General features: G+C 74.1%; 24 protein-coding genes and 1 pseudogene. 18 read left to right on the top strand and 7 right to left on the bottom strand.

Translation table 11 applies throughout. From position 1 onward, the window contains the following. The first annotated feature begins 1,030 nt into the window (after positions 1-1,030). From rplM to glmM, 3 genes are all read left to right on the top strand, one after another. Positions 1,031-1,480 carry a 50S ribosomal protein L13 gene (gene rplM / locus DEF28_RS15505; protein ID WP_114398693.1) on the top strand — a complete coding sequence of 150 codons (450 nt, stop codon included), beginning with the start codon at positions 1,031-1,033 and terminating at the stop codon, positions 1,478-1,480. 35 nt (positions 1,481-1,515) lie between these two features. Continuing rightward, positions 1,516-2,034 carry a 30S ribosomal protein S9 gene (gene rpsI, locus DEF28_RS15500; RefSeq protein WP_114398694.1) on the top strand — a complete coding sequence of 173 codons (519 nt, stop codon included), beginning with the start codon at positions 1,516-1,518 and terminating at the stop codon, positions 2,032-2,034. 209 nt (positions 2,035-2,243) lie between these two features. Further along, positions 2,244-3,584, top strand: coding sequence for a phosphoglucosamine mutase (gene glmM / locus DEF28_RS15495; RefSeq protein WP_114398695.1), 1,341 nt, complete (start codon positions 2,244-2,246; stop codon positions 3,582-3,584). 38 nt (positions 3,585-3,622) lie between these two features. On the opposite strand, the gene DEF28_RS15490 is transcribed toward glmM, so the two are convergent. Both DEF28_RS15490 and glmS read right to left on the bottom strand, forming a co-directional pair. Further along, complete coding sequence (locus DEF28_RS15490; RefSeq protein WP_199493330.1) at positions 3,623-5,113, bottom strand: M1 family metallopeptidase; 1,491 nt, start codon at positions 5,111-5,113, stop codon at positions 3,623-3,625. Positions 5,114-5,333: 220 nt separating this feature from the next. Further along, positions 5,334-7,187, bottom strand: coding sequence for a glutamine--fructose-6-phosphate transaminase (isomerizing) (glmS, locus tag DEF28_RS15485; protein ID WP_114433379.1), 1,854 nt, complete (start codon positions 7,185-7,187; stop codon positions 5,334-5,336). Positions 7,188-7,551: 364 nt separating this feature from the next. Here glmS and coaA point away from each other — a divergent pair, with 364 nt between their 5' ends. The 3 genes from coaA (at position 7,552) to DEF28_RS15470 (ending at position 10,366) form a co-directional block, all read left to right on the top strand. Beyond that, a complete protein-coding gene (coaA, locus tag DEF28_RS15480; protein WP_220270044.1) occupies positions 7,552-8,457 on the top strand; it encodes a type I pantothenate kinase in 906 nt (301 codons plus the stop codon). A gap of 243 nt (positions 8,458-8,700) precedes the next feature. After that, positions 8,701-9,192: a hypothetical protein gene (locus DEF28_RS15475; RefSeq protein ID WP_233515323.1), complete on the top strand. Its 492-nt coding sequence runs from the start codon at positions 8,701-8,703 to the stop codon at positions 9,190-9,192. Between the two features lie 4 nt (positions 9,193-9,196). After that, positions 9,197-10,366, top strand: a complete 1,170-nt coding sequence (locus DEF28_RS15470) for a glutathionylspermidine synthase family protein (RefSeq protein WP_114398698.1) — start codon at positions 9,197-9,199, stop codon at positions 10,364-10,366. An 18-nt stretch (positions 10,367-10,384) separates the two neighbouring features. Here the strand turns inward: DEF28_RS15470 and DEF28_RS15465 are convergent, their stop codons facing one another. Beyond that, complete coding sequence (locus DEF28_RS15465; RefSeq protein WP_114398699.1) at positions 10,385-10,900, bottom strand: DUF4913 domain-containing protein; 516 nt, start codon at positions 10,898-10,900, stop codon at positions 10,385-10,387. Between the two features lie 433 nt (positions 10,901-11,333). Between DEF28_RS15465 and DEF28_RS15460 the strand changes: the two genes are divergently transcribed. Then, positions 11,334-12,803, top strand: a complete 1,470-nt coding sequence (locus DEF28_RS15460) for an NAD(P)H-hydrate dehydratase (RefSeq protein WP_114398700.1) — start codon at positions 11,334-11,336, stop codon at positions 12,801-12,803. A 189-nt stretch (positions 12,804-12,992) separates the two neighbouring features. Here DEF28_RS15460 and DEF28_RS15455 read toward each other — a convergent pair whose 3' ends face one another. Both DEF28_RS15455 and DEF28_RS15450 read right to left on the bottom strand, forming a co-directional pair. After that, the gene (locus tag DEF28_RS15455) at positions 12,993-13,385 is read right to left on the bottom strand and encodes a hypothetical protein (protein ID WP_114398701.1); all 393 of its coding nucleotides are present in this window, start codon (positions 13,383-13,385) and stop codon (positions 12,993-12,995) included. A gap of 463 nt (positions 13,386-13,848) precedes the next feature. Beyond that, the gene (locus DEF28_RS15450) at positions 13,849-14,340 is read right to left on the bottom strand and encodes an NUDIX domain-containing protein (RefSeq protein ID WP_114398702.1); all 492 of its coding nucleotides are present in this window, start codon (positions 14,338-14,340) and stop codon (positions 13,849-13,851) included. Positions 14,341-14,624: 284 nt separating this feature from the next. Between DEF28_RS15450 and DEF28_RS15445 the strand changes: the two genes are divergently transcribed. From DEF28_RS15445 to tsaD, 7 genes are all read left to right on the top strand, one after another. Next, positions 14,625-16,805: a PrsW family glutamic-type intramembrane protease gene (locus DEF28_RS15445; protein ID WP_114398703.1), complete on the top strand. Its 2,181-nt coding sequence runs from the start codon at positions 14,625-14,627 to the stop codon at positions 16,803-16,805. Between the two features lie 71 nt (positions 16,806-16,876). Then, positions 16,877-18,019 carry an alanine racemase gene (gene alr / locus DEF28_RS15440; RefSeq protein WP_114398704.1) on the top strand — a complete coding sequence of 381 codons (1,143 nt, stop codon included), beginning with the start codon at positions 16,877-16,879 and terminating at the stop codon, positions 18,017-18,019. Further along, positions 18,016-19,146, top strand: coding sequence for an alpha/beta fold hydrolase (locus tag DEF28_RS15435; RefSeq protein ID WP_114398713.1), 1,131 nt, complete (start codon positions 18,016-18,018; stop codon positions 19,144-19,146). The genes alr and DEF28_RS15435 overlap by 4 nt, the downstream gene beginning before the upstream one ends. Then, positions 19,143-19,634: a tRNA (adenosine(37)-N6)-threonylcarbamoyltransferase complex ATPase subunit type 1 TsaE gene (gene tsaE / locus DEF28_RS15430; RefSeq protein ID WP_114398705.1), complete on the top strand. Its 492-nt coding sequence runs from the start codon at positions 19,143-19,145 to the stop codon at positions 19,632-19,634. Before DEF28_RS15435 ends, tsaE begins: the two co-directional genes overlap by 4 nt. An 11-nt stretch (positions 19,635-19,645) precedes the next feature. Continuing rightward, positions 19,646-20,335: a tRNA (adenosine(37)-N6)-threonylcarbamoyltransferase complex dimerization subunit type 1 TsaB gene (gene tsaB, locus DEF28_RS15425; protein ID WP_114398715.1), complete on the top strand. Its 690-nt coding sequence runs from the start codon at positions 19,646-19,648 to the stop codon at positions 20,333-20,335. A gap of 19 nt (positions 20,336-20,354) precedes the next feature. Then, positions 20,355-20,873: a ribosomal protein S18-alanine N-acetyltransferase gene (rimI, locus tag DEF28_RS15420; protein WP_374058178.1), complete on the top strand. Its 519-nt coding sequence runs from the start codon at positions 20,355-20,357 to the stop codon at positions 20,871-20,873. After that, a complete protein-coding gene (gene tsaD, locus DEF28_RS15415; protein WP_114398706.1) occupies positions 20,870-21,910 on the top strand; it encodes a tRNA (adenosine(37)-N6)-threonylcarbamoyltransferase complex transferase subunit TsaD in 1,041 nt (346 codons plus the stop codon). Before rimI ends, tsaD begins: the two co-directional genes overlap by 4 nt. 74 nt (positions 21,911-21,984) lie before the next feature. Here the strand turns inward: tsaD and DEF28_RS15410 are convergent, their stop codons facing one another. Beyond that, positions 21,985-22,347: a DUF6086 family protein gene (locus DEF28_RS15410; RefSeq protein WP_114398707.1), complete on the bottom strand. Its 363-nt coding sequence runs from the start codon at positions 22,345-22,347 to the stop codon at positions 21,985-21,987. A gap of 94 nt (positions 22,348-22,441) precedes the next feature. Further along, the gene (locus DEF28_RS15405; RefSeq protein WP_114398716.1) at positions 22,442-22,852 is read right to left on the bottom strand and encodes a DUF2000 domain-containing protein; all 411 of its coding nucleotides are present in this window, start codon (positions 22,850-22,852) and stop codon (positions 22,442-22,444) included. Between the two features lie 64 nt (positions 22,853-22,916). Between DEF28_RS15405 and DEF28_RS15400 the strand changes: the two genes are divergently transcribed. The 4 genes and pseudogenes from DEF28_RS15400 to DEF28_RS29210 all read left to right on the top strand — a co-directional run. Next, entirely contained in the window at positions 22,917-23,765 is an 849-nt protein-coding gene (locus DEF28_RS15400) for an AraC family transcriptional regulator (protein ID WP_114398708.1), read from the top strand. A gap of 280 nt (positions 23,766-24,045) precedes the next feature. Beyond that, complete coding sequence (locus DEF28_RS15395) at positions 24,046-24,879, top strand: SDR family NAD(P)-dependent oxidoreductase (RefSeq protein ID WP_114398709.1); 834 nt, start codon at positions 24,046-24,048, stop codon at positions 24,877-24,879. A gap of 85 nt (positions 24,880-24,964) precedes the next feature. Continuing rightward, positions 24,965-25,426 carry a DNA-binding protein gene (locus DEF28_RS15390; protein ID WP_114398710.1) on the top strand — a complete coding sequence of 154 codons (462 nt, stop codon included), beginning with the start codon at positions 24,965-24,967 and terminating at the stop codon, positions 25,424-25,426. 65 nt (positions 25,427-25,491) lie between these two features. After that, a pseudogene (locus DEF28_RS29210) lies at positions 25,492-26,253 on the top strand (IS982 family transposase); the annotation flags it as partial.

Raw genomic sequence — 26,253 nt, 5'->3', positions numbered from 1 at the left:
GTCCCGGCCCCGCCGGGCACCCACCGTCACCCGTGAACGCCGACCAGGCCGGCCGGCGGCGGGTCGGCGGCGAAGAGGTCGTCCCAGGGGGCGCTCTGCCGCCGGCCGGCCTGGTCGGCGTTCACGGGTGACGGTGGGTGCCCGGCGGGGCCGGGACGGCCGTCCTGCGGCTCATTCGGATGCGGTGCGATGGGAGAACTCCGGAGACTGTCCATGGGCGGCGGCTGTGGTTCTCCCGCCTCTCGGCGAGCGGCCGGAGGAGCGGTCGGCCGCGGAGGCGGGCGCGGCGCGGTGGGCCGTCCGGACGGGCCGAGGAGGCGGATGAGGGCGATCGATCGGGCGCTGCCCGTTTTCCCCGTGATCGACCTTGCGACGCTGAGGCCACCGGGTACGGCGGCGGGGATCGGGAGAACGGCGGCTGACCGGTCTCGTCGGGATCAGGCGGGGCGGGACCGGTGGAACCGGCCGTGTGGGCTGAGGATAGCCGCTCCGCGCGCGAGCCGTTCGTCCTGGGCCGCCCCGCGCGCCCGCGGACCCGCTATGCTCGCACGGTGCTCGCGGAGCCCGGCGCCATCGCTGTCCAGGCGATGATATGCGTCCGGTCCCGCCCCGGCGCCCGCGGGATCGGGCGCCGGCCCTGGTCCCCCCACGACGGCTGCCTCCGGCCGGTTTCCGCGCGACGCGGCGCCGGTCGTCCTCGGCATGGCGGAAGCACTCATCCGACAAGGCATAATGAGTGTGGAGTCATCACGGATCGCGGTGCGGCCACATGCCAGCCCATGGGCGATATGGAATATGATCATGGGTCGTTTTGACCTGTGGCGCATCCGGTCGGTATGATGCTCCGTCGTTGTGCGTTGAGTTGCCGTGGGTTCCCACACCTTCTCGTTGGGTGCCGATCACGCATCATCGTCCGCGCACCCAACCACCGGGCTGGTCCGCCGCAGCGGGCGGTCCGGGCCAGTAATACGAGTTCCCCATCTCCGTTCGCGGGGATGGACCCCGCCGACTGAGACGAAGGCTTACGATCGTGCGCACATACAGCCCTAAGCCCAGCGATGTCCAGCGTCAGTGGCACGTCATCGACGCCAGCGATCTCGTGCTCGGGCGGCTGGCCAGCCACGTCGCCACGCTGCTCCGAGGCAAGCACAAGCCGTACTACGCTCCGCACATCGACACCGGCGACTTCGTGATCGTCGTGAACGCCGAGAAGGTGGCGCTGACCGGTAACAAGCTGGAGCAGAAGCGGGCCTACCGGCACTCCGGTTACCCCGGCGGTCTGCGTTCCGTCGCCTACAGCGAGCTCCTCGCCAAGCACCCCGAGCGCGCCATCGAGAAGGCCGTGAAGGGCATGCTGCCGAAGAACTCCCTTGGCCGCCAGATGGCCAAGAAGCTGAAGGTGTACGCCGGCGCGGAGCACCCGCACCAGGCCCAGAAGCCGGTGCCGTTCGAAATCACGAAGATCGAGCAGCCGGCCTAGGCGTTCGCGAGACTGAAGGAAGTACGAGGAGAACCGTGGTCGAGCCCACCGGTACCGAAGACGTCAACCCGGATGTGTCCTTCGAGGACAACCCCGAGGAGTTCCCCGCCGAGTACACCAGCGAGACTCCGGACGCCCCTGGCTACGGGGTCGCGCCGGTCGCCGCCGGTCCCGCGGCGGGCACCGGGCGCCGCAAGCGCGCCATCGCGCGCGTCCGCATCGCGCCGGGCTCCGGCGAGTGGAAGATCAACGGCAAGCCGCTCGAGGTCTACTTCCCGGACAAGGTCCACCAGCAGCTCATCAAGGAGCCGCTGGTCGCCCTGGGTCTCGAAGAGGCCTACGACGTCTTCGCCCGCCTCAACGGCGGCGGCACCAGCGGCCAGGCCGGTGCCCTCCGGCACGGTCTCGCGCGGGCCCTCGCCGACCAGGACCGCGAGAACAACCGCCCCGTGCTGAAGAAGGCTGGCCACCTCACCCGCGACGACCGCAAGGTCGAGCGGAAGAAGGCCGGTCTCAAGAAGGCGCGCAAGGCTCCGCAGTACTCCAAGCGGTAACCGGAACCGCCTGGTCCTCCCTGCCGATGTCCATCGGCTCGCAGCTACGGCCCGCCGGCCGCCCGTCATCGCGAACGGGTGGTCCGAGCGGGCCGTAGCCGTTTCCGGTGCCGGCGGACGGGGCCCGACATCCGGCCGCCGGTGTTCGTCGTCTTTCATGTGCATGCAGGTTGGCAGTCCGGTTCGTTGAGTTAAGGGGCGATTCGTTGGTGGCTCGGCTGTTTGGTACTGACGGAGTCCGAGGGGTCGCGGGGCGCGACCTGACAGCGTCGCTGGCGCTGGATCTGGCTACCGCCGCCGCGCAGGTGCTGACCGACGGGGAACGGGAGGGGCCGCGGCCGCTCGCCGTCGTCGGCCGCGACCCGCGGGCGTCCGGGGAGTTCCTGGAGGCGGCCGTCGTCGCGGGCCTGGCGAGCGCGGGCGTGGACGTCGTCCGGCTCGGTGTGCTGCCGACCCCGGCCGTGGCCCACCTCACCGACGAGCTGGGCGCCGACTTCGGCGTCATGCTCTCGGCGAGCCACAATCCGGCGCCCGACAACGGCATCAAGTTCTTCGCCCGCGGCGGCCACAAGCTGCCCGACACCGTCGAGGACGCGATCGAGGCGCGTCTCGGGCAGCCGGTGACGTCGGCGGTGGGCGCCGATGTCGGCCGGGTCACCGACGCCGCCGACGGCGCCGAGCGCTACATCCGGCACGTCGTCTCGACCCTGCCGCAGAACCTGGACGGCCTCAAGGTCGTGCTCGACTGCGCGAACGGCGCCTCCCACGAGGTCGGCCCCGAGGCGCTGCGCCGCGCCGGGGCCGAGGTGATCACCATCGGGGACCAGCCCAACGGCCTCAACATCAACGAGGGCTGCGGCTCCACCCACCTCGACACGCTGCGCGCCGCGGTGCGTGAGCACGGTGCCGACGCCGGGATCGCCCATGACGGCGACGCGGACCGCTGCCTGGCGGTCGCGGCGGACGGCAGCGTGGTGGACGGCGACCAGATACTCGCCATCCTCGCCCTGGAGCTCCAGGAGGCCGGGCGGCTGGCCGGGGACACCCTCGTCGTCACGGTCATGTCCAACCTCGGACTCAAGCTCGCGATGCGCGCCGCGGGCATCACCGTGCTGGAGACCCCGGTGGGCGACCGCTACGTCCTGGAGGCCATGCGCGCCGGCGGTCACTCGCTCGGCGGCGAGCAGTCCGGGCACGTGGTGCTGCTGGACCACGCGAGCACCGGCGACGGCCTGCTGACCGGGCTGCACCTGCTGGGCGCGATGAGCCGCCGCGGGCTGGCACTCGCGGAACTGGCCAAGGTGATGACCCGGCTGCCGCAGGTGCTGGTGAACGTGCGCGGCGTGGACAAGAGCCGCGCGGCGAGCTCACCGGAGATCGCCGCGGCCGTGGCCGCGGCCGAGGCCGAACTCGGCGACCAGGGCCGGGTGCTCATCCGTCCCAGCGGCACCGAGCCGATGATCCGCGTCATGGTGGAGGCCGCGGCCGAGACGCAGGCCCACGAGGTCGCCGACCGCCTGGCGGGCGTGGTGCGCGCGGCGCTGGGCTGACGGGGGGCGGCGGCGCGCCGGGGCGCGGCGCGCCGCCGTCACGGCCGGCGGGTCGGCTGGTCGGGATCCTTGATCTTGGCCCACGAGGCGGGTTCCGTTGGGACCGCCCGGGGGTCGATGCCGGCCCGCCGCGCCGCGTCCTCCCCGGGTCGGCCCCTCGTGTACAGCCAGGTGTCGAACAGCGGCTTCAGGTCGGTGCCCGCGGTGCGCTCCGCGTGCTCGATGAAGTCGGCGATGCCGGCGTTGCCGTACCGGTGCTCGGCGAGCCAGGCGCGCACGATCTCGAAGAACAGCGCGTCGCCGACCGCGTTGCGCAGCGCGTGGACCGCCAGGGCGCCGCGCTGGTACACCGCGGGCGCGAACAGCCGGCTGACCCCCGGGTCCCCCGGGGGGACGTTCCAGAACTCGTCGTCCGCCGGGTGCAGGTGGTAGACCCAGTCGGCCAGCTCCCGTACGGTGCCTTCGCCCTCGTCCTCGGACCACATCCACTCGGTGTAGGTCGCGAACCCCTCGTTCAGCCAGATGTCGGCCCAGCTGGACACCGAGACGCTGTCGCCGAACCACTGGTGCGCGATCTCGTGCGCCACGATGTAGGTGTTGGCGCCGCTCCGGAAGAACTTGGGCGGGTACACCGGCCGGGTCTGCGCCTCCAGCGCGAAGTGGACGTCCGCCGCGGTCGCGATGCCGCCGGCGGAGTCGAACGGGTACGGACCGTACAGCTCGGCCGCCCACTCGACGATCTCGGCGGTGCGCTCGATGCTGTCCCGCGCCGCGCCGAGTTCCGCACCGAGCGACACGTCGTAGGCGTTGGCGACGGGCAGGCCCTCCGAGGTGCGTCCGGTCCGCGGCTCGAAGCGGCCGATGGCCACGGTCGCGAGGTAGCTGGCCTGCGGGGCGGCCTGCCGCCAGGCGTAGCTGACCCGGCCGTTGCGGACGGTGGTCCCCGTGAGGATGCCGTTGCTCACGACCTGGGTGCCCTCGGGGACGGTCACGTGCACGTCGTAGCCGGCCTTGTCGCTCGGGTGGTCGTTGCTGGGGAACCACCACCAGGCGGCTTCCGGCTCGCCGATGGCGACCGCGCCGTCGGCGGTGCGGTACCAGGAGGTGCCGCCGTGGCGGGTGATACGTGAGGGGGCGTCCGCGTAGCGGACCACCACGGTGAGCGGCTGGCCGGCGGCGACAGGGCGCTCCGGGACGATGACGAGCTTGTGGTCGCCGTCGGACCGGTGCTCGGCGACCGCGCCGTTGACCCGCACCGACTCCACGTCGAGCAGGAAGTCCAGGGTGAGGAGGCCGAGGTCCTGGGTCGCGGTGGCGCGGATGGTGGTGGTGCCGGACAGCCAGTCGGTCGAGGGCTCGTAGTCGAGCCGCAGGTCGTAGTGGGTGACGTCGTACCCGGGGTTGCCGTAGTCGGGGAAGTAGCGGTCGCCGATCCCCGTCGCGGGGGCCGCCGCCGCGGAGGCCACGAGGGCGGTGCCGAGCAGCACCGCGCCGGCGGCCGCGGTGCCGCCCCGCCGCAGCCGGTCCATGTGCGTGTCCTCTCACTCCGGGTGCGCAGAGCGATGTCATGGATACGTTACGTGGCCGTGGCGGTGTACGTGGGCATTGTCCGGTTCGTCGGGATGGCGCGGTCGCCGGAGCGGCACGGCGGTCCTCCCGGACCACCCGGCACCCAGGGCAGACGAGGGCGGGGCGGGCCCGTCCGGACCCGCCCCGCCGCTCGCGCGCCCCGCGGGGCACCGACCGCGGTCACTCCACGGTGACGCTCTTGGCCAGGTTGCGCGGCTGGTCCACGTCGTTGCCCTTGGCCAGGGCCAGTTCGCAGGCGAACACCTGCATCGGCACCGTGGCCACCACCGGCTGCAGCAGCGTGGGCACCGCCGGAATCTCGATCAACTGGTCGGCGAACGGCCGCACCGCCTCGTCGCCCTCCTCGGCGATCACGATGGTGCGGGCGCCGCGGGCGCGGATCTCCTGGATGTTGGACACGATCTTGTCGTGCAGGACGCCGCGCCCCTCGCGGGACGGCACCACGACCACCACGGGCAGCCCGTCCTCGATCAGCGCGATCGGGCCGTGCTTCAGCTCGCCGGCGGCGAACGCCTCGGCGTGCATGTAGGCGAGCTCCTTGAGCTTGAGCGCGCCCTCCATGGCCACCGGGTAGCCCACGTGCCGGCCGAGGAACAGCACGGTCTCGCTGTCGGCCAGCGAGCGGGCGAGTTCGCGGACCGGCTCGACGGTGGCGAGCACCCGCTCGACCTGGTCCGGCATGTTGGCCAGCTGCTCGATGATCGCGTTGATCTCGTCACCGAACTTCAGGTTGCGCACCTGGGCCAGGTAGAGGCCGACGAGGTAGCAGGCCACCAGCTGGGTGAGGAACGTCTTGGTCGCGGCGACGCCGACCTCCGGCCCGGCGTGCGTGTACAGCACCCCGTCCGCCTCGCGCGGGATGGTGGAGCCGTTGACGTTGCAGATGGCCAGCACCCGGGCGCGCTGCTCGCGCGCGTAGCGGACCGCCATGAGGGTGTCCATGCTCTCGCCGGACTGCGAGATGGCGATCACCAGCGTCTGGCGGTCCAGGATCGGGTCGCGGTAGCGGAACTCGCTGGCGACCTCGACCTCGCACGGGATGCGGCACCAGTGCTCGATCGCGTACTTGGCGATGAGTCCCGCGTGGTAGGAGGTCCCGCACGCGATGATGACGATCTTCTCGATGTCGCGCAGGTCGGCGGGGGTCAGCCGCATCTCGTCCAGCGTGAGGGTGCCGTCCACACCGACCCGGCCCAGGAGGGTGTCGGCGACCGCGCGCGGCTGCTCGACGATCTCCTTGAGCATGAAGTAGTCGTAGCCGCCCTTCTCCGCGGCCGAGGCGTCCCAGTCCACGTGGTACTCGCGCACCTGCGCCGGGTTGCCGTCGTAGTCGGTGACGACCACCGAGTCCCGGCGCAGCTCCACCACCTGGTCCTGCCCGAGCTCGACGGCGTCGCGGGTGTGCGCGATGAAGGCGGCGACGTCGCTGGCCAGGAAGTTCTCGCCCTCGCCGCGGCCGACGACCAGCGGGGAGTTGCGGCGTGCGGCGACCACGAGGTCCGGGTCGTCCACGCTCAGCGCGACCAGCGTGAACGCGCCCTCCAGCCGACGGCAGATCGCGCGCATGGCGGCGGGGAGGTCGCCGTCGCCGCGCTCCCTGAGCTCCTGGCTGAGCAGGTGGGCGGCCACCTCGGTGTCGGTCTCGGAGCTGAACTTGCAGCCGCTCTCCTCGAGTTCGAGGCGCAGCGACGCGAAGTTCTCGATGATGCCGTTGTGGATGACGGCCACCCGGGTGTCATTGTCGACGTGGGGGTGGGCGTTGACGTCGGTGGGTGCGCCGTGCGTGGCCCAGCGGGTGTGCCCGATCCCGATCCCGTCGGCGGTGCGCGGAGTCCGCTCCAGCGCCGCCCGCAGGTTGGCGAGCTTTCCGGCCCGCTTCTCGGTCTCCAGCCTGCCGCCGGAGAGGACGGCGACGCCCGCGGAGTCGTATCCGCGGTACTCCAGTCTGGCAAGACCGTCCACGACGACCTCAAGCGCCGGTTTTGGCCCGACGTAGCCAACGATTCCGCACATGAGCGCCAGAGTAGCCAATCACGGGGGGTTCTCCAGCCCTCCGGGGTACTAGTCCATTCGGGATTTTCGCAGGTGGCGGTATAGACCACAGGGGGAGCGGCGGCCCGCCGCCGCACGTCACGAGCGGGCCCCGGACCTCGCCACCCCGCCGCACGGCGGGGCGGCGAGGGGGCGAAAAAATTCTTGGGTGCCGCCCCCGTCGGGCCGCCGCGGCGGGTGCGGGCGGCCGCCGATGATGTCGGCGGGACGGGCCGTCCGGCGGGAGGCGGCAGCCCGGTGGGCCGGTGGGCCGGCCCCCGGAGCACACCGTCTAGGGTGGGCAATCGTGTCTCATGCGACGAAGAACGGATTTTCGACGCCGTACGTGGAGCTGGACCGTCCGGCCTGGGCGGCGTTGCGTGCGGCGACGCCGCTGTCCCTGACCGAGCAGGAGCTGGATGTGCTCCGCGGGACGGCCGACCCCACGTCGCTGGACGAGGTGCGCGACATCTACCTGCCGCTGTCCCGGCTGCTCAACCTCTACGTCAACGCCACCCGGCAGCGGCACGCCGCCGTGCGCAGCTTCCTCGGTGATGCCGACCGCCCCATGCCGTTCCTGATCGGGGTGGCCGGCAGTGTCGCCGTGGGCAAGTCCACGGCCGCCCGGCTGCTGCGGACGCTGCTCGCCCAGTGGCCGGACCACCCCAACGTGGAACTCGTCAGCACCGACAACTTCCTCTACCCCAACGCGGTGCTGCAGGAGCGCGGCATCATGAACCGCAAGGGCTTCCCGGAGAGCTACGACCGGCGGGCGCTGGTGCGCTTCGTGTCGGCGATGAAGGCCGGCGCCGCGCAGACGGAGCTGCCGGTCTACTCCCACCTCGCCTACGACATCGTGCCGGGTGCCGTGCAGACCGTGCACCGGCCCGACATCCTCATCGTCGAGGGCATCAACGTGCTGCAGCCGCCCTCCCCGGGCCACCTCGCGGTCGCCGACTTCTTCGACTTCTCCATCTACGTGGACGCCAAGGTCGAGCACATCCGCTCCTGGTACCTGGACCGGTTCCTGGAGCTGCGCCGGACCCGCTTCGAGGACCCCCGCTCCTACTTCCACGCGATCGCCACCAGCGTCCAGGACGCCGAGGCCCGTGAGTTCGCCATGAACACCTGGCGGACGATCAACGAGGTCAACCTGGTCGAGAACATCGCGCCCACCCGGGGACGGGCCACGCTCGTGCTGTACAAGGGCGCCGACCACCGGGTGCAGCGCGTCCGGCTCCGCAAGACCTGACGCGACGGCGGAGCCGGGCGTTCCGCCTGTCTCCGCGGCCGGGTCCGGCTTCCGTTTGATTCATGGCGCCTTGTCGGGAACGTGGCGGTTCCCGGAGGCGTCCAATGGCGCAACACGCCGCCCGGGAGCCGGCGGGGACGCGTCGGCGCGGCCCCGGCCCCCCGGCGGCGCGAGGGGTCCGGACGCGCGAGGGGGAGGACGGGAATGGCACCCGCGGAGAGGCCGCGACGGCGGAGTTCCTCAGTGGTCGTGATCGGCGCGGTGGGCGCACTGTCGCTGGCGGTGGCCGGGTGCGGCAGCACCAGCGGCACCGGCAGCCGGACCGTCACCGCCTACTGCGTGGACCGGGACAGCCGGGGCTCCACCGGCGGCTACCGGGTCGTCGACGAGGACAACTGCGACGGAAGCCGCCCGGCCAGCTACACGGTCGACTGCGACGAACGCACCGGGCGTCCCACGGAACCGGCGGACCGGACCCCCTCGCCCTCCTCGGAGTACGGCTACGAGTACCGCGTCGACGACGACTGCGACGACCGCTCCGGATCCAGCGGCTACCAGGGGGGCAGCGGCTACAGCGGCTACCACTACTACTACGGCGGGACCGTCAGCAACGGCCGGGTCAGCGGCGGCAGCATCTCCCGGCCGCGCGGGGTCACCATCCGGACCGAGCGCGGCACCACCATCCAGCGCGGCGGCGTGGGCGGCCGCGGCGACAGCGGCACGGTCGGGGGCTGAGCGCGTGATCCGGCGCAGCGGGATTCCGGTCCGCCCCGGCTGGGCGGAGATCGTCGAGGCGCAGGGCCTCGGCTTCCACCGGGCGGTGCACCCCGGGCACCTGGCGCGGCCCTACTGGGACGAGTCCGTGTACTACGAGTTCGAGCTCGACGAGGTGCTGCGGCTGGAGCGCGTGGTCGAGGAGCTGCACGAGATGTGCCTCGCGGCGGTCGAGCACGTCGTGGCCGAGGACCGGTTCGCCGAGTTCGGGATCCCGGAGTGGGTGGCCCCGTGGATCCGGGCATCCTGGCAGCGCCGCGACTCCCACGTCTACGGGCGGTTCGATCTCCGCTACGACGGCGCGGGTCCGCCGAAGATGCTGGAGTACAACGCCGACACCCCCACCTGCCTCGTCGAGGCCGCCATCGTGCAGTGGCACTGGCTCCAGGACCGGTTCCCCGGCGGCGACCAGTGGAACTCACTGCATGAGCGCCTCGTCGACCGCTGGGCCGAGCTCCGCTCGCGGCTGCCCGGTGACGGCGCGGTCCACTTCGCCTGGACCAACGAGGACGAGACCGGCGAGGAGGCGCTCACCACCGCCTACCTCCAGGAGACGGCGGAGCAGGCCGGGCTGCCCGTGACGGGGATCGCGCTGGAGGACATCGGGTGGGACCACACCGCACGGGAGTTCGTGGACCTGCGCGAGCACGCCATCACCGCGGTCTTCAAGCTGTACCCGTGGGAGTGGCTGGTGCACGACCGGTTCGGCCCGCTCATCATGCAGCAGCTCCAAGCGCTGCCGTGGGTGGAGCCGATCTGGAAGATGGTGCTCTCGAACAAGGCGCTCCTGGCGGTCCTGTGGGAGATGTACCCCGGCCATCCGAACCTGCTGCCGGCCCGGCTGGGGGACCCCGGCCCGCTCACCTCCTATGTCGCCAAGCCGCTGCTCGGCCGCGAAGGCGCGAGCATGCGGATCGTCACGCCCGAGGGGGAGATCGCCCGGACCGCGGGCGGCTACGGGGCGGAGGGGTACGTCTTCCAGGCGTTCGCCCCGCTGCCCGCGTTCGAGGGGCAGCACCCGGTCCTCGGTGCCTGGGTCGTGGGGGACGAGTCCGCCGGGCTGGGCATCCGTGAGACATCCGGGCTGATCACCGACGACTCCTCCTCCTTCGTCCCGCACGTCATCCGCGCCTGACCGGTTCGCGGTGCCGCGCTAGGCGAACCGGGACTGGCGGCGCTCGATGCGGTGCCCGGCCGGCGACAGGCACGCGGCGAACGGGCCGCCCGGGGCGCGCAGCCGGTCCAGCGTCGGGTCGAGGTGGTCGCGGTGCCACCGCCCCGGCCCGGAGCCGCCCGCGGCGGCGGTGTCGGTGAGTTCCTGGTAGGCGAGCCGCAGCGCGTGCAGCCGGCCGACCGCCTCGTGGTGCTCCCACCACACCGGGCACCAGCCCGGGTCCGGGCCGACGTAGACGGGCACCAGGAAGTCGTCCACCCAGGCGACCAGGGCCGAGAGCTCCCCGCGGTAGGCGTCACGGGACAGGTTGAAGATGAACGGTGTCGCCGCCGGCGGCTCCTCCTCCGTCCGCTGCGCGGGCGCGGACGCGAGGTCGGTGAGCTGGGTCTGCAGCCGGATGACGTCCGCGCCGAGCTTGTGCATGGCGTTCTGCAGGAGGGCTACACGGTCGGTGAGTCCGGCCTCGGCCGCGATGCGGTCGTCGGTATAGGTCATGGGGAGAGTCCCGTGCTGCTCTTCGGTGCCTGAAAATCCTGACTTTTTGGGCTGGAGAAAGTAAATCAGTGTCGAACGCCTGCCCGGCGCGCGGCAGCGGGGCGGCCGTCCGCCTCCGACCGTACGCGACCGCCGTCCGGACCGGCACGGGGAGGGCGGGAGTGCGGCTGAACAGGCGGTACGGGCGGCCGGCCGGGCGGTGCGCCCAGCGGCACCGGCATCGGTGCCGTGCGGCTTTTCGTGGGATTCGCGAACATCGCGGTAGCACGGGGCAGCCCGCTCGGACCGGTCCCCGGCGTGGGGAGGTGGTGGCCCGGCCGGCGGGTGCGGCATGCTCCGACGGGGGGCGGTTCGAGGCGCGGGGCCGTGCCGGCCGCCGCGCGCCGCGGCGGCCGCCCGTTCGCCCGAGGACGTCAGACGAGGTGGAGGCGCCGTGCGGCAGGCACACGAGGTGGAGACGGTACGCAGTGCCGAGGAGGCGCTCATGGCGCGCCTCCCCGAGGGGGCGCTCATGGCGCGCGCCGCCGCCGGACTGGCGGCGGTGGTCGCCCGCGTGCTGCCGCGGGTCTACGGCTCGCGGGTGGTGCTGCTCGTCGGCAGCGGCGACAACGGCGGCGACGCGCTGTTCGCGGGGGCGCGGCTGGCCCGCCGGGGCGCCGCCGTGCGCGCGGTCCCGGTCGGTTCCCGCCCGCACGCGGCGGGGCTCGCGGCGCTGCGCGCGGCCGGCGGCCGCGCGGTGGGCCTCGCCGACGCCGGCGCCGAACTGGCCGCGGCCGATGTGGTCGTGGACGGGCTCGTCGGCATCGGCGGGCGGGGCGGCCTGCGGGAGCCGCACGCCACGCTCGCCCACCAGGCGTCCGAGGCCGCCGCCCCGGTGGTCGCGGTGGACCTGCCGAGCGGTATCGACGCCGACACCGGCGCGGTGGCCGGGCCGGCGGTGCGCGCCGACGTCACCGTGGCCTTCGGCACCCACAAGCCGGGCCTGCTCGTCGACCCCGGGGCCGGGTACGCCGGAGTGGTGGAGCTCGTCGACATCGGGCTGGCCCCGTGGCTGCCGGCCGCCCGGGTCGAGGCGCCGCAGGACGCGGACGTGGCCGCGCTGCTGCCGAGCCCGGGCGCGGAGACCGACAAGTACCGGCGCGGAGTGCTGGCCGTGGCGGCCGGAAGCGACCGCTTCCGGGGCGCCGCGGTGCTGGCCGTCGGCGGGGCGCTGCGCGGCGGGGTGGGCATGGTCCGCTACGTGGGGCAGCGGGCGGTCGCCGCGGCGGTGGTGGGGCGGTGGCCAGAGGCGGTCACGTCGCCGCAGGACCCGGCCGACCCCGCCGCCGCGCTGCCGAGCCGGGTGGCGGCGTGGGTGGTCGGTCCCGGACGAGGGCTGCACCCGGCGGCGGAGGCGGAACTGGAGGCGGTCCTCGGGACCGAGCTACCGGTCCTCCTCGACGCCGACGCCGTCACGCTGCTGGCGCGCCGGCCGCACCTGGTGCGCGACCGGACGGCGCCGACCCTCCTCACCCCGCACGCGGCCGAGCTCTCCCGGCTGCTTCCCGGCACCGAGCCCGCCGGGATCGCGGAGCGCCGCCTAGAGCACGCGACGCGGGCGGCGGCCGAGTACGGCTGCACGGTGCTGCTCAAGGGGTCGACCACGGTGATCGCCGACCCGGCGGGACCGGTGGCGGTCAACCCGACGGGGACCCCCCTGCTGGCGGCGGCGGGGACCGGGGACGTGCTCTCCGGTCTGATCGGGGCCTTCCTGGCGAGCGGCCTGGCGCCGCGGCCGGCCGCGGTGTGCGGTGCCTACCTGCACGGCCGCGCCGCTCGCCTCGCCCACGCGGGAGCGCCGATCTCGGCGTCGGACCTGCTGGAGGCGATTCCGGCCGCGGAGCGCTCGGTGCGCGGCGGCTGAGCACCGGGGCCGCACACGGCGGTGCCGCCGCCGGACGGGGTCCGGCGGCGGCACCTGGCGGGTGGCGACTGGTCGATGGTCGGCGGTGGGCCGGCCGGCTGAACCGGCCGGTCTCGGAGCCCCTTCCCCGGCCCGAGACCTTGACGGCCTCGCGTGGTGCCCCCAGTCGCCCTGATCCCGGTTCCGGTGTTACCAGTCCTTCTTCTTGTCGTGCTTGTGGTGGTGGTGCCGGTCGTGGCCCGTGTGGGCGTGGCTGTGGACGTGGCCCGACTTGGCGCCCTTCAGCCCGGAGAAGGTGAAGCGCTCGTCGAACGAGGAGCTGTCACCGCCGTGGCCGTCGTGGTGGCCTCCGTCGCGGCGCTCGCCGTCCCAGCCGTGGTGGCCGTGCTTGCCCTTGTGGTGGTGGTGGCCGGTGTGGGCGTGCGACTTGATGTGGCAGGTGCCCGCCCCCCTCGGCCCGGCGAAGGTCTTGGCCGCGTCGAACTTGGAGAAGTCGTCGGCCATGGCGAGGGCCGGGGCCCCGAGGACCAGGGCCGGAGCGATCACGCCGGCGACAACGAGTCGACGCAGAGTCTTGTACATGTGAACTGTTCCCCCTCCGGAAAAGTGACCTGGCGCCTTGCCAGGTCAGGCTCCTCTCCCGGGCTCCGCTCCGGCGTACTCCCTGGTCGGTGCGTTGCCCTTGAGCCATCCCCATGCTCGCTCCGGAGACCTCAAATAGAAACAGTGCGCAGTCGTGCGATCGCTAAAGATGACCGGTTCGTCCTTAAACCGCCGTTGACCTGGCTGAACGGTGCGAAATGCCGGGTTTGGTAGGTGCGGGATCGGGAGACCGGCGCGCTTCCCCGGGCGGCTGCCGGGATCCGGGGGCCGAGCCGCCGCCGGACGGCCTCCCGATCCGGAGGCGCGGGCGGGCCGGGCGGGTAAAGGAATGCGTGGACGTACCCGTGCGAGGACGCGCGCAACCCCCCGCCTGCGGGCGCCGAAGACCGTGGATGATCTTCCTGCTGATCTTCCGGAGGGACGCGGCCGGTGCCGCCCCGGGTCAGCCGGCGAGCTCGCGGGCCCGGCGCAGGCCGCGCCCGACCGTGTCGGCGACGAAGGACGCGCCCGGGTCGCCCGGGACGGTCAGCATCGGGAGGTCCGCCTCGGTCGCCCACACGAACGCGGTGTGCTTCTCAGGTTCCAGCGCGGGTGCGGAGAGATCCCCGGACACCCGCACCAGGTAGTCGACCTCGTGCCGCTCGATCCCGTCCTCCGGCGTCCAGACCAGCCGGCCGAGGTCGGCGAGGACCTCGGTCAGCCGCCACCCGGTCTCCTCGCGGATCTCCCGGACCAGCGCGTCGAGGACCGTCTCGCCCGGCTCGACGTGGCCGCCGACGATGTCCCAGCAGTCCGGGAACAGCCGGCGCCCCGGGGAGCGGCGCTGCGCGAAGGCCCGGCCCCGGTCGTCGAGGACCACCGCGCCGACCACCCAGGTGGCGCCGCCGGTCCGCGGCAGGTCGACCCCCGCCGCGACACGCACGTCAGGATGCATCCCGCCCCGCCTTTTCGTCGCTGGCCCCGACCGACCCTACCGCCGAAGCGCCGCGCGGCCCGGCCGAGCGGAGCGCCCGCGACGGGGAAAGCCGCCCGCCGGATCCGGCGACCCGTTACCTTGATCCGGGAATCCCCGCTACCGCCCGGGAGACCGGGAAGGGGTGCCCCGCCGCGCACTCGCCCGATAACGTAGGCGCTTCCCGGGGTGCGATCCGCCTCGGCCGCCCGCCGACATCGGAGCGACGGAGCTCCGCCGGAACCAGCCACGGGAAGACGAGGGCTATGGACGAACAGGCCATGCTCACCCGCGACCTCGTCTTGCGGGTCTGTGCCAACGCCACGGAGTTCGACGAGGGGTGGATCCGGGCGGACGGCAAGATCACCGCCCCGTTCACCGCCTCCCGCGACACCGCGCTCATCGACGCGGTCATCCGCGCGGGCCACGCCATGGGGGTCGACCGGCTGCTCGTCTGCCGCACCCGCGCCGAGTACGCCTACGAGCCGGTGACCGTGGTCCCCGCCGACCGCACCGCACTGGTGGAGCTGATCCGCGGCTGGGGCGGCGAGCCGACCGACTTCCTCGTGGTGGTCGAGGACACCTCGGCCGCGGTGCTGGTCACCGCGACGACGCTGACCGTCGCCGCCGGCCCCGACGACTTCGTGCGCGCCCTCGCCGGCTCCGACATCGCCCAGGCCCGCGCCGCCTTCGCCGAGGAGGCCCGGGCCGAGCGCGACACCGACCTGCTGCGCGCGGCGCACCGCTACGGCTGCCTGGAACAGGGTGCCCGGCACGCACGCGGCACCCGGGGCCCCGGCCCGGACCTCGCCGAGCGCCTCCACACCCAGGTCGACACCATCCGCGCCGACGCGCCCCGGCTGGTGGCCGTGCTGCGCACGCTGCGCGGCGTGCTCGGCTGGACCATGGTCGGCGTGCTGCTGCTCGCGGCCGTCTTCGTGCCCGGCCTGCCGGCCGCCACCGCGGTGGTGCTGGGCATGCTGTGGCTGCTCGCCCAGCTCGCCTGGCTGGCCCGGTCGCGCACGGTGGGCTTCGCGGCGCTGGTGCGGACGCTCGCGCTGGGGGCGCTGTGCGTGTGGCCCATCGCGCTGGTGGAGCAGGCGGTGGCCGGCGTGCTGGGCCTGGCGCCCGAGGACCCCTACGCCTACGCCTACGTGGCCGTCCCCGTGGAGGAGATCGGCAAGCTGGCGCCGGTGGCGCTCTTCTGGCTCGTGGCCCGCCGCAGGTTCGCCCGCATGGCCGCCGTGGACTTCCTGCTGCTGGCCGCCGCGGCCGGTGCGGGGTTCCACCTGGCGGAGACCGCGGTGCGCGCCACCGCGCTCGCCTGGCCCGGCGACGCGGCCACGGCCGGCCTCGGACTCCTCCACCTGCTGCCCGGCGGGATCGACGTGCCCGGGACCGGCATGCGCTTCTCCGGCCACGGCGTGACGACCGGCCTGGTCGGCGCCGCCCTCGGCCTGGCGGTCGTGGGCCGGCGGCGCTACGGCGCGTGGCTGTGGCTGCTGCCGCCGCTCGCCCTGGTGGCCGCCGCCCTGGAGCACCTCAGCTTCAACGCGCTGCTGGCCGGCCTCGAACCGACCGCGGTCACCTCCCTGGCCTTCCGCCTCTACGGCCAGGGCAACGCGACCCGGTGGCTGCTGCTCCTGCTGCTGGTCTGCGCCGTCGTCATGGACTACCGGCTCGCCCGGCTGGCGGCCGACGCCACGCCGCGGCTGCCCGGCCTCGCGCCGCTCACCGAACTGCAGCGCCGCGCCCGCGGCCGCGCGGTGCGCATCCGCGTGCGGATCCCCGGCGACATCGCCCCCGTCTTCCGCAGGCTCGGGCTCGCGTGGGCGCGGATCCCGGTCACGCTCGCCGAGACCCTGTCCTCGATCGCACACGAACTCGCGATCACGGTCGTCGCCGCGAGCCGCGGGCCCGCGACGCTCTGCCGCACCTGGCGCTTCCTGCGCCGGCGGCGGGAGTTCGCGATGGGGGCCGCCCGCGCGGCCGGACGGCCCTGGCGCCGCGGCGGCTCCCGCACGGAACTCAGCGAGACCGAGGCCCGCATCGCCACGGCGCTGGGGGTCGGCCCCAAGGCCGCCGCCGCGGCCGCCGCCGCGTCGCTCGCGGCCGCCCATCCGGCCCTCACCGGCCCGGTCCCCGAGGACGGCGCCGGCTACGCGCTGATGTCGGTACGCGCGGCCGCCGAATGGCTGGCGGGCGTACCGGCGGACGCCCAGCCCTGGGCCTGGGCCGCCGCGGCGTCGCTGCTCGGGCTGCTGCTCACCGGGTGGGGGGTGCCGCGGTCGCATCCCAGCGCCCGGAACTTCCTGCGCGACCCCGGTGGCAACGTCAGCGGACTCCTCGGCGCCCTGGCCCCGGGGCAGATTCCCTACGCCGCGGCCGCGCTCGTCGGCCTGGCGCTGCCGCGCCGCGTCGACCGGCTGCTCCGGCACGGCCGGTGACCACCGGCCGCGTGCCTTCCGGACGGCCCTCTCCGGGTGCGTTCCCACGCGCGCATGCCACACTGGAGATCATGCCTCCTACCGCTGAAGCCCTGGTGGACCTGGGCGCGGTCCGCACCAACATCGAGGTGCTCCGGGACCGCGCCCGCAACGCCGACGTGATGGGCGTCGTGAAGGCCGACGGGTACGGGCACGGAATGGTGCCGGTCGCCCGCGCCATGGTCGCGGCCGGTGCCGCGTGGCTCGGCACGGCGCTCGTCGAGGAGGCGCTGCAGCTCCGCCGCGCCGGCATCCGGACGCCCACCCTGGCGTGGATCATCCCGCCCGGCACGCCGCTGGGGGAGGCCGTCGCCTCCGACATCGACCTCGGCGTCAGCACCCGGTGGGGGCTCGACGAGATCGCCGCGGCGGCCCGCGCCGCCGGCCGCCCGGCACGGGTGCACCTCAAGGCCGACACCGGCCTGTCCCGAGGCGGGGTGACACCGGGCGAGTGGTCCGACGTGGTCGAGGCCGCCGCGCGCGCCGAGGCCGCCGGGCTGCTCCGGGTCACCGGCGTGTTCTCCCACTTCGCACGGGCCGACGAGCCGGGCCACCCGTCGATCGCCGCCCAGCTGACCGCCTTCCACGACGCGCTCGCGCTCGCGGAGAAGGCCGGCCTGCGGCCCGAGGTGCGGCACATGGCCAACTCGGCGGCCACCCTCACCCTCCCCGACGCCCACTTCGACCTCGTCCGGCCCGGCATCGCCGGCTACGGCCTCACCCCCATCCCGGACCTGGCCGGAACCGGGCTGCGGCCCGCGATGACGCTCAGGGCGCCGCTCACGGTGGTCAAGCGCGTCCCCGCCGGCACCGGGGTCTCCTACGGCCACCGCTACGTCACCGACCGGCCCACCACGCTCGCCGTGGTGCCGCTCGGCTACGCCGACGGGGTGCCGAGAGCGGCTACCAACGTCGGTCCCGTGTTCGTCGCCGGCCGCCGGCGCCGCATCGCCGGGACGGTCTGCATGGACCAGTTCGTCGTCGACATCGGCGACGACGAGGCGCGCGCCGGCGAGCCCGCGGTGCTGTTCGGCGCCGGCGACGGGGGCGAGCCGACCGCCCAGGACTGGGCCGAGGCACTGGACACGATCTCCTACGAGATCGTCTGCCGCGTGGGGCAGCGCGTCCCGCGCCGCTACGTGGGAGGAGACGGGGAGTGGCCGGATCCGAGGTGAGGCGTGCGAACCGGATCGGCCGCGCGGTCGCGGGCACGGTCCTCGGCGGAGCCGGCCTGATCGCCGGAGGCGCCGCGGCCGCCATCGCCGCCGAGAAGTGGCTGGTCTACCGGTTGCGCGGCGGGCAGGAGACCGAGTCCGGCGATGACTTCGGCACGCTGCGCGGCACGGTGGGGACCGTGGTCGCCGACGACGGCGTCCCGCTGCACGTCGAGGTGGACGGCCCCGAGGACCCGGCGACCACCGTCGTGTTCTGCCACGGCTACGCCCTCGACCAGGACTGCTGGCACTACCAGCGGCGCGACCTCACCGGGATCGGCCGCCGGGTCTTCTGGGACCAGCGTTCACACGGCCGCTCGCGGCGCGGGCGGCCTGCCAACAGCACCATCGACCAGCTCGGCGCCGACCTCTACCGCGTCATCGAGGCGACCGTGCCGCCCGGCGGGCCCATGGTGCTGCTGGGCCACTCCATGGGCGGGATGACGATCCTGGCGCTGGCCCAGGCGCACCCCGAGCTGTTCCGCGGGCGGGTCCGCGGGGTGGGGCTCATCGCCACCTCCGGCCGGCTGAACGAGGTGACGCTGGGGCTGCCCGCCCTCCTCGGCCGCGCGGTCGACGCCGCCGTCGAGCCCGTGATGCGCACGCTCGCCTGGCGGCCCGCGCTCTTCGACCACAGCCGGCGCTTCGGCGCCGAGATGTCCTTCCTGTCCGCCCGCGTGCTCGGTTTCGGCGCCGGGTCGGTCAGCCCGGCCCTCGTCGACCACCTCGACACGATGATCCGGCGGACGCCCACCGACGTGCTCACCGAGTTCTGGCCCGCGCTCAGCGAGCACGACAAGCAGGAGGCGTACGCGGTGCTCCGGGATGTGCCTACCCTGGTGTTGTGCGGTGACCGAGACCGCATGACGCCCATCGAACACAGCGAACTCATCGCCGAGGCACTCCCCGACGCCGACTTCGTCCGGGTCCCGGGGGCCGGGCACATGGTGATGATGGAGCGGCCGGCAGTCGTCAACGACGCGCTGCGGGTCCTGCTGCGCCGCGCGGGCGTCCCGGAGGCGCCCTCCGTCCCGGCCGAGCCGGCCGCGGACGGCGTCCCGCCGACAACAGACGCTGCGAGCCCATGACCGAATCCACCGAGACCACCGTCGCGAACACCGCCGTCGTCACGGCCGCGACCGACGCCGACATGCGGGCGCTCGGCCGCCGGATCGCCGCCCGGGTGCGCCCCGGCGACCTGCTCATCCTGTCCGGACCGCTCGGTGCGGGCAAGACCACGTTCACCCAGGGACTCGGCGAGGGGCTGGGCGTACGCGGTCCCGTCACCTCGCCGACCTTCGTCATCGCCCGCGTGCACCCCTCGCTGGTCGGTGGCCCGGCGCTCGTGCACGCGGACGCCTACCGCCTGGGCAGCCCGGAGGAGATCGACGACCTCGATCTCGACGCCGCGCTCGCGGACTCCGTCACCGTCGTCGAGTGGGGCGAGGGCGTGGCCGAGGAGCTCTCCGAGGACCGCCTGGAGATCGCCATCGACCGGCGCCCCGACGACAGCCGCACCGTCCGAGTGACCGGTGTCGGCGCCCGATGGGCCGACCGACTCCCCACCGCGGAATAGGCTGGTTGACCGTGCTTCTCCTGGCTTTCGACACCGCGACCCCGGCCGTCACCGCCGCCGTCTGCGAGCCCGACGGCGCGGCCGTGCGGATCCGCGCCGCGGCATCCGCCGTGGACGCCCGCCGGCACGGCGAACTGCTCGCCCCCGGCATCCGCGACGTCCTCGCCCGGGCCGACGCCTCGCCGGCCGACCTCACCCACATCGCCGTCGGCATCGGTCCGGGGCCCTACACCGGCCTGCGCGTCGGGCTGGCCACCGCGCACGCGCTCGCCGAGGCGCTCGGCATCGCCTGCCACGGGGTCGCCACCCTCGACGCGATCGCGCACGCCTCGGGCCGCGACACCCCCTTCATCGCGGCCAGCGACGCGCGCCGCAAGGAGGTCTTCTGGGCGCGCTACGCCGACTCCGCGACGCGGGTCGGTGACATCGCCGTGGACCGGCCCGCCGACGTGCCCGCGGACGGCCTGCCGGTGATCGGCCATGGCGCCCGGCTGTACGCGGACGTCTTCGGCCAGGACGCGGACGCCGCCGAGCCGCTGTACCCGTCCGCGGCCGCCCTGGGCGAGGTCGCCGTCCTGCGGCTGCTCGCCGGCGCCGAACTCCCGGAGCCCCGGCCGCTCTACCTGCGCCGCCCCGACGCCCAGGTCCCGGGCGCGCCCAAGCGCGTCTCGGCGGTCCGCGGGCCCGCGGCGCGAGCGTGAGGGAGGCGGCGTGACCCGCGTGACACCGGTCTACCGGCTGCGGCCCATGGCGGTCGCCGACCTCGACAGCGTCATCGAACTCGAAGCCGCGCTGTTCCCCGGCGACGCGTGGAGCCAGGCCATGCTCCACGACGAGCTGACCGCATCCGGCCGGCACTACCTGGTCGCGGTGGAGGGCGGCGACGACGCCCGGGTGATCGGGTACGCCGGGCTGCGCGCGGTTCCGCCGGAGGGCGACGTGCAGACCATCGCGGTCGGCCGGCCGTGGTGGGGGCGCGGTGTCGGTACCGCGCTGCTGTCGGAACTGCTCGCCGAGGCCGGGCGCCGCGGCGTGCGCGAGGTCTTCCTGGAGGTGCGCTCGGACAACCCGCGCGCCCAGGACCTGTACAAGCGGTTCGGCTTCGTGGAGCTGGGCGTCCGGCGCGGCTACTACGCCGGAGCCGACGCGATCGTGATGCGCCGCTCGGCACCCGCCGCACAGGACGCGGCCGCCCGGGCGCCGCACGACCCCCGGGCCGACGAGGAGAGAGCACCATGAGCACCACCGACCTTCCGCTGATCCTGGGCATCGAGTCGTCCTGCGACGAGACCGGTGTCGGCCTGGTCCGGGGCTGCGAACTGCTGTCCGACCAGGTCGCTTCCAGCGTGGCCGAGCACGCGCGGTTCGGCGGCGTCGTGCCGGAGGTCGCCAGCCGCGCCCACCTGGAGGCCATGACGCCGACCCTGCACCGGGCACTGGACGGCGCCGGCGTCAAACTCGCCGACGTCGACGCCATCGCGGTGACGGCGGGGCCGGGCCTCGCCGGGGCGCTGCTGGTGGGCGTCTCGGCCGCCAAGGCGTACGCGCTCGCCCTGGACAAGCCGCTGTACGGCGTCAACCACCTCGTGGGCCACGTCGCCGTGGACCAGCTGGAGCACGGCCCGCTGCCCAAGCCGACGGTGGCGCTGCTGGTGTCGGGCGGCCACACCTCCCTGCTGCTGGTCCGCGACCTCGCCACCGATGTGCGGCTGCTGGGCGACACCGTCGACGACGCCGCGGGCGAGGCCTACGACAAGGTGGCCCGGCTGCTCGACCTGCCCTATCCGGGCGGGCCGCCGATCGACCGCGCGGCGCGGGAGGGCGATCCCTCGGCCATCCGGTTCCCGCGCGGCAAGTGGGGCGACGGCACCTACGACTTCTCCTTCTCGGGGCTGAAGACCGCGGTGGCGCGCTGGGTCGAGGAGAGCGAGCGCTCGGGCAGCCCGCTGTCGGTCCCCGACGTCGCGGCGGCCTTCCAGGAGGCCGTGGTGGACGTGCTCACCCGCAAGGCGGTGGACGCCTGCCGGGCGCACGGCGTGGAGCACCTGGTCATCAGCGGCGGCGTCGCCGCGAACTCCCGGCTGCGCGCCCTCGCCGAGGAGCGCTGCGCGCGGGCCGGCATCGAGTTGAGGGTCCCGCGGCCCCGGCTGTGCACCGACAACGGCGCGATGATCGCCGCCCTGGGCGCCGAGGTCGTCGCCGCGGGCCTGCCGCCCTCGACGCTGGACCTCGCCACCGACACCTCGCTGCCGGTCAGCCAGGTCCTCGCCGGCTGACCGCGGATCCGGCCGGCGTCGGCACGCCGGCCGGATCCGCCGGGCGCCCGGCCGTACCAGGAGACGCGGCGCGGTCAGCCGCGCGGCATCGACCGCGCGGCAGCGCGGACCGGCTCCGCCCACGCCGCGGCTCCGTCGACGCTCCCGAGCGCCGTGCCGCCGCCCCGTTCCAGGAGCACCAGCGCCACAGGGACGAAACCGTCCAGCAGCGCGCGCAGCAGGGGATGCGGGGACCGCCGGTACAGCTCCAGCACCGCGGCCACCAAGCCGGCGAACTCGGTGAGGTCCACCTCGCATTCGTCCTCGACGATGTCACCCAGCCCCGACCGGCGCCCCACGACCGGAGCGAGGGTCCGCGCCTGCCCGAGGAACACCCGGGCCACGGTGTTCGAGGGGTTCCAGAGGACGAGGCCGCCGACCTGGAAGAAGCAGCTCATGTCGTCCTCCCGGAACCCAGGCGCGCACCGCCGCTCGGCCGCCCGCGGCACGACCGGCGCCTGGACGTCCCGGGACGGACGGCCGGCGAGGCGCTCAGCCGTGCAGCGGCAGCCGCTTCAGCGCGGCCGCGACCGAGTTACGAGGACCGTACACGGCGATGCCGACCAGGCGCAGTTCCTCGGCCGGCACCGCGCGGACGGCCGCACGGTTGTCCTCGTCGTTGTCGGTGCCGAACAACTCCTCGGTGTAGACGCCCACCCGCAGTCCGCGCGCCACGGCGCGCTCCCAGGCCCGGGCCAGCTGCTCGGCTCCGGCGGAGTGCACCACCACGGGCTGGCCGATCAGCGGCAGGTAGCGGTTCCCGGAGCCGTCCTCGTAGGGCTTGCCGACCAGGGAGTCCACGTCGGAACCGGCCCCGCCGGCCAGGAACGCGGTCACATTCAGCTTCTGCCAGGCCGCCAGGTCCTCCCGGACCACGATCGCCATCTTGGTGTCGAAACGCATGTCCGCCATGGTGGGGGAGGGGCCGCCGCCCGGTCTTGAACGCTGGTGCGGTCACAATGGGGGGATGGCGGAGGACTGGACACGCTACTGGCGGTCGCCGGACCTGCCGCTGGAGGCCATGCACGCCCACTTCGAGCGGCATGTCTACCACCGGCACAGCCACGACGGCTACTCGTTCGGCGTCACGGAGAGCGGGGCCCAGGCGTTCCGGTGCCGCGGGGCGGCGCGCACCAGCGCGGCCGGCATGGTGATGGCCTTCAACCCCGACGACCCGCACGACGGGCGCGCCGCGGACGCGCTCGGCTTCACGTACCGGATCGTGCACATCGGCCCCGAGATCGTCGCCGACGTGCTCGGCGACGCGGCGGGAGGCCGGGGCGCTCGGCCGCTGTTCGCCGAGCCGGTCGTCCACGACCCGGTGCTGGCCGGGGCGCTGCGTCGGCTGCACACCGACCTGCTCGGCGGAGCGGGGCGGCTGCGCCGGGAGGAGTCGCTGACCGCGGCCGTGCTCGCCATGGTGCGCAGGGGCGCCACCCGGCCCCCCGCCGCCGCGCGCCCGGCCGGCGGCCGTGAGACGGTGCGCATCGCGCGGCGGGTCCGTGCGCTGCTGGTGGAGTCCGGTACCGACGAGATCACCGCGGCGGACCTCGCCGCCGGCGCCGGCTGCAGCCGGTTCGCCGCCTACCGGGCGTTCCACGCCGTCCACGGCATGGCGCCGAGCGGCTACCAGCGGCTGCTCCGGCTGCGCGCGGCGCGCCGGATGCTCGGCTCGGGGACCGCCATCGCCGAGGCCGCGGCCCGCGCGGGTTTCGCCGACCAGAGCCACCTGACGCGGTGGTTCACGCGCTGCTACGGCATCACGCCGGGCACGTACCGCGCTGCGGCGGCCGGGGCCGACGGAGCCGGCCGATAGCCCGCGCCTGACGGGTGCGGCGGCCCGGCCCCGGCCGGGCCGTGGGAGCTCGCGGCCTTTCCAGGTGGCGCTGAACCAGTCCGACGGCTAGATTGAACTCATTAGTTCAGTGGAGTTTACGGTTAGGTAAGGGGTGGTCGGGTGCAGCCCCGGACCGAGCGTCCCGGTCACCCGCCGGTCCGGGCGGGTTCCCCGTGCGGCTCGGCGTGCCCTGACGCCGGCGCCGGGGCGCCGGGCTGATCCAGTGGCCCCCGCATCCCCGTATTGGTGAGGAGCCAGTGTGGCCAGCAGTAAGACGTTCGTGATCACCGGTGGCACCGACGGCATCGGTGCCGCCGTGGCCCGGGCGCTGCTCCGGCGCGGCGACCACGTCGCGGTGGTCGGCACCGACCCGGCGAAGGGCGCCGGGCTGCTGCGGGAGGCGGCCGGTTCGGCGGGCAGTGCCTCCTTCCTGCCGGCCGATCTCAGCCTGGTGTCAGAGAACCGGCGGGTGGCCCGCGAGTTGGCCGCGGCGCACCCGGTGATCGACGGGCTGGTCCTGTGTGCGCGCTTCTACCAGGCGCACCGGCGGGTGACGCCGGAGGGGTTCGAGCACAACTTCGCGCTCTTCTACCTGAGCCGGTGGCTCCTCGGCTACGGCCTGCTCGGCTCCCTGGAGCGGGCGGAGGCCCCGGTGGTCCTCAACGTGGCGGGGCCGGGCCACGCGACCCCGATCGACTGGGACGACCTGCAGACCGCCCGGGAGTACGACGGCGGGCGGGCGATGTCCGTGACGGGCCGGTACAACGACCTGCTCGGCGTCGCGTTCGCGCGGCGCCACGGTGCCGGCCCGGTGCGCTACGTGCTCTTCCACCCGGGGAGGACGTCGACCGCGCTCGCCGGGGAGTACGACGCTCCGACCAGGCTGTTCGTCGAACAGCAGAAGGCCGCGGCCAAACCCGCCACCGAGGTGGTCCCGCCGATCCTCGGAATCCTCGACGCTCCCCCCGCTGAACCGCTCAGTGCGTTCGCCATGCACGCGCGGATCGACGTCCGGGACGAGCTGTTCCCGATCGAGGCGGCGGCCCGGCTCGCCGCGGCGACGGAGGAGCTGGTGGCGCCGCACGCGGAGTGACGGGCAGCGGGGCACAGGGTGACATCAATGTTTTGTTCACATTAATCTGTTGCAAACCGACTGTTGTGTGTGGGAAGGTGCTGCCATGAGCGAATCCCACGACCCCTTCAGCCCGCCGGACCCCGACGACGCCCGCCGGCGGCGCGAGTACTCCGCACTGTTCCGGATCACCGAACGCCACGCCGCCCACGCCGACCGCCGGCGGTGGGACGAGCGGCGCATGCCCATGGAGCCGCTCGACGCCGTGCGCCGCGTCGCCGATCTCGCCGGCGGTTCCCGGATCCCCGAACCGGACGAGCCGCCGGTGGACGCCTCCGATGTCACGGCGGCGCTCAGCCTGCTGCCGCGTGTGCGCGCCGACATCGACGCTCTGGAGAGCGGGCTGCTCCAGATGGCGCGGGGCCGCGGTATGACCTGGCAGGAGATCGCGTTCGGGCTCGGTCTGGGCAGCCCGCAGGCGGCACGGCAGCGCCACGAGCGCCTCACCGGCCGCGTGGAGCCGGCCGACGCCTCAGACACCGGCCGCGCCGGGACCCCCGGGGCCTAGAAAATCGTTGATGGGAGTTCGCTGAACCGCCTGCGGGCATGGCGAAGGACGCCCAGGATCGGTGTGTGGAGACTGACGTGGACGCCCTTCCCGCCGCACTCCACGTCCATCCCGACGACCACGTCCTGCCACCACGCGAACAACCCCGGCGGCGCGGCCCGGCCCGGCTGCTCACCGACGCCGCACTCGTCTGCGTCGCGGTGGCCCAAGTCCTGCCCTGGCCCCGGTGCTCTTCGCCGTCGCCCTGGGGCTGGCCCGCGCCGCCCCCACCCACCAGGAAAAACCCCGGTTGATGGACGGCGCCCCGCTGCCCTGCGGGGCCTCCCGCGTGACGGTGGACCGCTCCGGCCTGGGCGGGATCGCCGGCTAGGGGCGCGACGCCTCCCACCACCGCTTCTCCGGGGGCACCAAGCTCCTGCTCATCACCACCGCAGACAGAGCCGTGACCGCGTTCTGCCTGGCCAACCCCAAGGAACTGGACGAGCGAAAGCAAGCGGTGCACCTGCTCCACGAGCACGAATGCGCCCCGGGGCCGTGCCCGATCGTGTGCGACGAAGGCTTGGCCGGGGCCGGGGCCGGGGCCGGGATCGAGAGGGCCGCCGCGGCTTTGAGCCATGTGCTCCTCCGCCCGGCCCGCCGCGACGAGCCCGACACCGGTGTGTTCCCCGAATGGCTGCGCCAGCGCATCGAAGCGGTCCTCTGGACCCTGACGAACCAGCTCGGCCAGAAGCGTCACGCCGCCGCGCACCACCGAGGGGCTGTGGGCGCGAGTGTGTCAGCGCGTCTGCGCCCTCAACACCGCGATCTGGCGCAACTGGCAGATCGGC

This window comes from Marinitenerispora sediminis, from assembly GCF_003336425.1.
In the GTDB taxonomy this organism is placed as follows: domain Bacteria; phylum Actinomycetota; class Actinomycetes; order Streptosporangiales; family Streptosporangiaceae; genus Marinitenerispora; species Marinitenerispora sediminis.
This window is presented reverse-complemented; position numbering and strand designations above follow the sequence as displayed.

Coding starts and splice junctions, on each gene's coding strand:
- DEF28_RS15490 (WP_199493330.1), bottom strand. CDS start 5,113: ATGGACCGGCTGCGGCGGGGCGGCACCGCGGCCGCCGGCGCGGTGCTG.
- glmS (WP_114433379.1), bottom strand. CDS start 7,187: ATGTGCGGAATCGTTGGCTACGTCGGGCCAAAACCGGCGCTTGAGGTC.
- DEF28_RS15465 (WP_114398699.1), bottom strand. CDS start 10,900: ATGACCTATACCGACGACCGCATCGCGGCCGAGGCCGGACTCACCGAC.
- DEF28_RS15455 (WP_114398701.1), bottom strand. CDS start 13,385: ATGTACAAGACTCTGCGTCGACTCGTTGTCGCCGGCGTGATCGCTCCG.
- DEF28_RS15450 (WP_114398702.1), bottom strand. CDS start 14,340: ATGCATCCTGACGTGCGTGTCGCGGCGGGGGTCGACCTGCCGCGGACC.
- DEF28_RS15445 (WP_114398703.1), top strand. CDS start 14,625: ATGGACGAACAGGCCATGCTCACCCGCGACCTCGTCTTGCGGGTCTGT.
- alr (WP_114398704.1), top strand. CDS start 16,877: ATGCCTCCTACCGCTGAAGCCCTGGTGGACCTGGGCGCGGTCCGCACC.
- tsaE (WP_114398705.1), top strand. CDS start 19,143: ATGACCGAATCCACCGAGACCACCGTCGCGAACACCGCCGTCGTCACG.
- tsaD (WP_114398706.1), top strand. CDS start 20,870: ATGAGCACCACCGACCTTCCGCTGATCCTGGGCATCGAGTCGTCCTGC.
- DEF28_RS15410 (WP_114398707.1), bottom strand. CDS start 22,347: ATGAGCTGCTTCTTCCAGGTCGGCGGCCTCGTCCTCTGGAACCCCTCG.
- DEF28_RS15405 (WP_114398716.1), bottom strand. CDS start 22,852: ATGCGTTTCGACACCAAGATGGCGATCGTGGTCCGGGAGGACCTGGCG.
- DEF28_RS15400 (WP_114398708.1), top strand. CDS start 22,917: ATGGCGGAGGACTGGACACGCTACTGGCGGTCGCCGGACCTGCCGCTG.
- DEF28_RS15390 (WP_114398710.1), top strand. CDS start 24,965: ATGAGCGAATCCCACGACCCCTTCAGCCCGCCGGACCCCGACGACGCC.